Raw genomic sequence first — 5,593 nt, forward strand, 5'->3', positions numbered from 1 at the left:
AATACCGCTTCAGGTAATCCGTGACCGGTAATCGGTAATCCGATCCGGAACTGCGTCGAATCCGATCGGATCACCGAACACCGAATACCGCTTCAGGTAATCCGTGACCGGTAATCGGTAATCCGATCCGGAACTGCGTCGAATCCGATCGGATCACCGAATACCGAATACCGCTTCAGGTAATCCGTGACCGGTAATCGGTAATCCGATTCAGACCCGCGTCGAATCCCATCCGATCACCGAATACCGATTACCGAATACCGAACACCGACCGCGTAACATCAGTTACTATTTCACCTCACGGCCCCGATGCGATGGCGGGATCTTCCCAGGAGGTGATCTGAGCGCTCAGCAGGCCGCCAATCTCGCTGTTCCCTTCAGCCTGGTACCGGTACTTCTCGGGGTCGAATACTATCCACTCCTGGTTACCGTAGGGATCACAGTAGGCCATCTCGGGTGCCTCCAGGCCCGCCTCCTCGGCATCCTTCCAATCCTCGGCGCCAACAACTACCTGCAAGGTAATCGGAGGGTCGAAGGTTGTCAGCGGTTCACCGCCATCATCGGTCGGCACCACGTCGAAAATCACGACCACCCAGGAATACGGAGGGTCCGGGCAAGCCGTCTCGATGATGCCAGACTCCAGTGACAGCCTTTGCACTTCCACCGCCACACTCTGCAACGGCACGTTCAAGATCACCGGGTAGGAATGCCCCTCTTCGTTGGGTTCGGAGACAGTCATACACCTCAGTGGAACGTTCTGGCCGTCGCCGCTGCAGGCGAATTCTTCCGAACACGAGGTGCGACAGGGGGTCGGTGTAACCGTCGGATCATTCCCGCTGTCACCGGCCGGAGGTTCCGCCACCAGAGGGACCTCCGCTACCGGCATCTCCTTAACCGATTCTACCACTTCTATTGGACCGGGTTCTCCTGGCACGACCACCGGCTGAGCACAGGCACCGGCTGCCAACGCCAGGGCCAACAGAACTGAGACAACCGCCAGGTAGCTGAGCCTGCGGCGCTTTTCACCCGAACGTTTCCGCTCTTGTTTTACTGCTCCTGCAAACATGATTCCTCCCTTTGGGTTTGATTCTCCGCCCGGCCTGACGCCAGGCCAGGGTTCCGGAAAACAACGAACTGCCTTCGATTTTTGCGAGCACTACATCAATATGAACGTTCTCGGCCAACAGTATTCCTGAAACAAGTATAACACAATTTATGGAACTTTTCGAGAGGGGATTCTGGAAACATCGGGGAAGGACCAGGGCAGCGGCGTGGCGTGTCCCGGGTTCACCACGCCGCCGTTCCTTTTGTTCCTCACCCACAGAGCCAAATCGAATGCGGCTCTCAGTTTGGTCACCGGATTGCCTCGCTTTCAGCCTAGGCTGGGCGCTGGCGTGGCCGGCCTTCCATCGGGAGCTCAGAGGGGCGCTCCTTGCTCCGGTTGACGGCTGCGGTCCAACCCAGCGCCATCTGCTGGCGAAAGCGCTGGATCAGGCTGGGTCGGGAAGGTTGGCTTGCTTTGATCTGTTTTATCAGCCGTTGCTTCTCCGCCTCCCGCAGCATATCCTCGTATTGCAGCATTTTTACCCTGTGCTGCGACATCAAGTCCATGGCTCACCTCCTGTGGCTGGGATCTTTGTCCGGACATGGGTCGTGATCCATCGCTGGACCATCTGACGCCAGTGTACCGGGATGCCATTAGCGCAGGATTAGCTGCAGCGTTAGAGCAGCGATTGCTGGCGCGGAATGTGGAAAACGCAGAGCTTCCTGGAAGTTTCGAGAGGCGCGATGTGGTCTCGGCTGAACCTTTCGGTCCACCGGGCACTATCTGCACTTCACCACCCACCATCTCATTTTAGTCGATACCCAGCAGTTCGTACATGGCTGCAATGCCTACATCCGTGGCATACCAGAGCTCATTGTCGCCCAGATCGCGATTGGAATTGACCATCGTGACCACAGCAGCGTCGTCGTCCGGCGCCAGGATGAGATTCGACATGTAGCCCGGACCGCCGCCAACATGCCAGACGAAGCGGTGTCCTTTATCCTCTGCCAGGAACCAGCCCATGCCATATTCCTGTAACAAGCCTCCCATCCCAGGGGTGGATAATGGTGTCCAGATCTCATCCAGGGTCTCGGTCTCCACGATGCGGGCGCCATTCAACTCACCCCCGTTCAGGATCGCCAATGCCCATTTGTTCATGTCGTCGACGTTGGCGATCAGTCCGCCGCCAGGGCCATGTTGGCGGTTGAAGGGGAAGAAGTGCCAGGGCGTCGCTTCCGAACTTCCCACTTCACGCCGGTACCCGGTTGTCAGCAGTTCTGGATCAACATCATCCAGCAGAAAGGAGCTGTGATCCATGCCCAACGGATCGAGGATATTCTCCTGCATGTAGGTTTCGTAGCTCTGCCCGGAAACCTTGGCAATGATGGCCCCCAGGACATTGTAGCCGATGGTGCTGTACAGCGTATCGTCGCCGCCGGGGTCGGCAATCAGCTTGACATCGTTCATGGCTCTGACATGCCGTTCCAGCGCGCCCTCTTCATTGTCTGGGTTCTCGTAGTCTTTGGCCTTCCACCGCACCTCTGTTTCTTTGGAGAAAAAGGGCAGGCCGGAGGTATGCCCCAACAGGTGGCGTACGGTGATCTCTGAGTAGCGCGGATCGTCGAGGCGAAAGTAGGGTAGGTAGTCGGTCACCGGTGCATCCAGATCGATCAACCCCTGCTCCACCAGTTGCATGATGGCGGCAGCCGTGAGCATCTTGGATATCGACGCCATGCTGAACAAGGACTGAGGCGTGACCGGCTTGCCTGCCACCATGTCCGCTTCGCCAAAGCCTTTGGTATAGACCACCTTGCCATCCTTGATGATGCCGATAGCCACGCCGGGTAGCGTGTTGTCCGCCATTGCCTGCTCGACCAGCGTTTCGATCTCGGTCACCGACTCGCTACTGATCTGTGCTTCTGGTTCCGCAGCCTCTCCGGCTTCGTATCCCTCTGCCTGGTACTCGACGCCTGGGAATGCCACAGCCTCGGGCGCCAGGACGGCTGCGGCAGCTTCATCGCCCTTCAACTCAGCCTCCAGGAAAGCCGTGGCAAAGTGGTTGATCAGGTCGTGGGCGCGGTCAAGGTCCCAAACTGCATCAACGAAGAAAAAACCAATTCCAGCATCCAGAAGGGCGGGCATGGCTTCGATTGCATTTCCGTAAAGACCGTGCCATCCATTTTCAAAGACGACCTGTATCTTGCGCTCGCTTCCGATTGTCTCGTAGGCTGAGTAGTAATCAATCGCTGGGCCAACAAGGTCATCTGCCGACCCAATCATGAGCAACATTGGTTTGTCAACTTGCTGAAGTCCATCAAACCCAAACATTGCCACGTCTGGCGCCATCGGTATAATCGCGTCGATGCGGGGATCACTCCAATCCGGCCACAATCCTTCTGGCATGGCCTCCAATCCGGCCAGTTGGGCTATCTCATCTGTATGGGCAGCAAGTTCAACGCAGATGTTCATGGGATCGTCAGGTTCACCAGGATGTACTCTGCAATACTCATCAAACATCTTGGCCAGGTTGAAGCGCGCACCTCCCATTTCTAAGGCAGTTTCACCTCCAAAGGAGGAGCCCGTAATAGCCACACGTTCCATGTCGATCATTCCCTCGAACGGTTCGCCTGCCTCTGTGAGACTTTCAGAATAGTCGAGTTCGCGCTTAATGTCTTGTGGACGGCTTATCTCGCTTGCATATGTCGGTTGCATGAGTGTTCCTATGTTGTCCTGATGATCAGCTGCAATGACAACGTAGCCGTGCGAGGCAAGGTGTTCTGGCAGGTAGGTGGCGATTTGTCGCCAACTCCAGCCGGGATGCGAGTACACTACTAGTGGATACGGGCCGCCTGAAGGATCATCCGGGGCGTCACGAATTGCCCGACCAGCAACCTCAAACGTCGGAAAATCACTGTCTGGGAAATTCACTTCGTAGATAATACTCTCCTCGATGCCTTCTGGATTCAGTGCTGGATACCAGATGCTGACATCAAGAGGGCGTTCACCTTCTGGTGTCGCCTCAATCAACAGGTCACGAACACCAACCACATTGGGTCCACGGATGCCGTAAGGTGGTGCATCAAATCGCGCACGATGGGGGCGAAGCGGAGGTCTATCATCTGCTGGTTCATCTGCAATGACCGCTTCCACTACCTCTTCAGCCGGCTGCTCCATCGCTTCCATCGCCGCCTGCATCTGCATCATGATACCCATCATGTTATTAGCCCACCAGGCTTCCGCGATCTTGCCCTCCTCGAAGCGATAGATGGTGGTGCCGGTCATGGACAGCGGCGTGCCCGTCTGGCTTTCCGTCCCCGTCCACGTCCACCGCTCCATCACTTTGTCTCCGGCAGCGACCAACTCCTCGCTCACCAGTTTCTGGTCCGGGAAGCCGGTCACATTCTCCGCACTCCAGGCCTTGAAACTCTCCAGGTCCGTCACCTGTGGCCGCGAGGGATCGTGGTTGACGAAGTCAGCGGCAAACATCTCATCCAACTGCTCCAACGTATCTGCAGCCATCCCCGCCTGCCCCGCGCCCAAGACCGTGGCCTTGTTGGCCTCCGCATCGCCAGGTTCAGCGCCGGTCACCTCCATGGCCTCGCCCCAGGTATAGCTCTCCCGATCCGCAGGCATGATACCGATCTGTTGCAGGAAGCCCAGGGCATCAAACTGCTCGGTTATCTCTTGGATCTTGCCATCTTGAACATGGTACACCTCGATAAACGTCCATTCAGCGCTCTGATTGGTGGCGGGCATGCCCGAAAGTGGTCCGGCGTGTGTGCCCGTGGTCGTGCCTCTCACCACCACCGTATCTCCCGCCGAGAATATGTCGTCGATAGTCGCGCGAAAATCAGGAATGCCGATATGCGTCTCCTTGATGCTTGCTTTCAACGACTCAATCCCCTCGATCGGTTTCGGTGAGGTCGGACTGTGCCAGACAACGTCCTCGCTAAAAACGTCGTCGGCAACGCTTTCGTTTCCTTCGTTCGTGAACTCCTCGATATAGGCTCTGACAGCGCCCATGTTCTCAGCTTGCGTCATGGCGCCAACGAACTCAGCAAACGAGTCTTCACTCATCGTCGCTGTGTAAGATTTGATCTTGTCACCTTCCATCTCACCTTCGATCACGAAGAGAAGGGACTCGATCCCCAGGGCTTTCATATCGTCATCCACCCAGGTCTCCTCAATCACCCAATGATCGCCATCCATCTCCATACTCAGCACTTCACTGACAGCATTGCCCGCCACCTGCGGTTCCCACCAGGCGCGGATGGCCTCCTTCCCGCTGAATATTCCGTCCATGCCGGGCGGCGGTGGCACGATCTCGATGGTTGCATCTTCTGTCAGTTGTGATAACGCCGTATCGATATCGCCGGCGTTAAGCGCGTCCTGCCAGGCGGTGATCACCGCCTGGCCCTCATCTGCTGCCTCTGGCGCCACGGCGGGCGCTGGTGCTGCCGGTGCAACACAGGCGGACAGAACAACTGCGATCAGCATCAGGCTGATCGTGGCGTAAAGTGTTTTTTGGCAGGTCATTTTTCCCTCCTA

Annotated in this window: 3 protein-coding genes; all 3 read right to left on the reverse strand. The window is 56.9% G+C overall.

Features of this window, described 5'->3' with window-relative positions:
* Positions 1–298: 298 nt before the first annotated feature.
* The 3 genes from U9R25_04570 to U9R25_04580 all read right to left on the reverse strand — a co-directional run bounded on the left by U9R25_04570 (position 299) and on the right by U9R25_04580 (position 5,581).
* The gene (locus tag U9R25_04570) at positions 299–1,066 is read right to left on the reverse strand and encodes a hypothetical protein (GenBank protein ID MEA3335160.1); all 768 of its coding nucleotides are present in this window, start codon (positions 1,064–1,066) and stop codon (positions 299–301) included.
* A 311-nt stretch (positions 1,067–1,377) separates the two neighbouring features.
* The gene (locus tag U9R25_04575; protein MEA3335161.1) at positions 1,378–1,611 is read right to left on the reverse strand and encodes a hypothetical protein; all 234 of its coding nucleotides are present in this window, start codon (positions 1,609–1,611) and stop codon (positions 1,378–1,380) included.
* A gap of 244 nt (positions 1,612–1,855) precedes the next feature.
* Positions 1,856–5,581 carry a serine hydrolase gene (locus tag U9R25_04580; GenBank protein ID MEA3335162.1) on the reverse strand — a complete coding sequence of 1,242 codons (3,726 nt, stop codon included), beginning with the start codon at positions 5,579–5,581 and terminating at the stop codon, positions 1,856–1,858.
* Positions 5,582–5,593 lie beyond the last annotated feature (12 nt).

The sequence above is a fragment of the Chloroflexota bacterium genome, from assembly GCA_034717495.1.
Classification (GTDB): Bacteria; Chloroflexota; Anaerolineae; order JAAEKA01; family JAAEKA01; genus JAYELL01.

Bases quoted from the DNA above. Each gene is read 5' to 3' on its own strand.
- U9R25_04570 (MEA3335160.1), bottom strand. From the start codon at position 1,066: ATGTTTGCAGGAGCAGTAAAACAAGAGCGGAAACGTTCGGGTGAAAAG.
- U9R25_04575 (MEA3335161.1), bottom strand. From the start codon at position 1,611: ATGGACTTGATGTCGCAGCACAGGGTAAAAATGCTGCAATACGAGGAT.
- U9R25_04580 (MEA3335162.1), bottom strand. From the start codon at position 5,581: ATGACCTGCCAAAAAACACTTTACGCCACGATCAGCCTGATGCTGATC.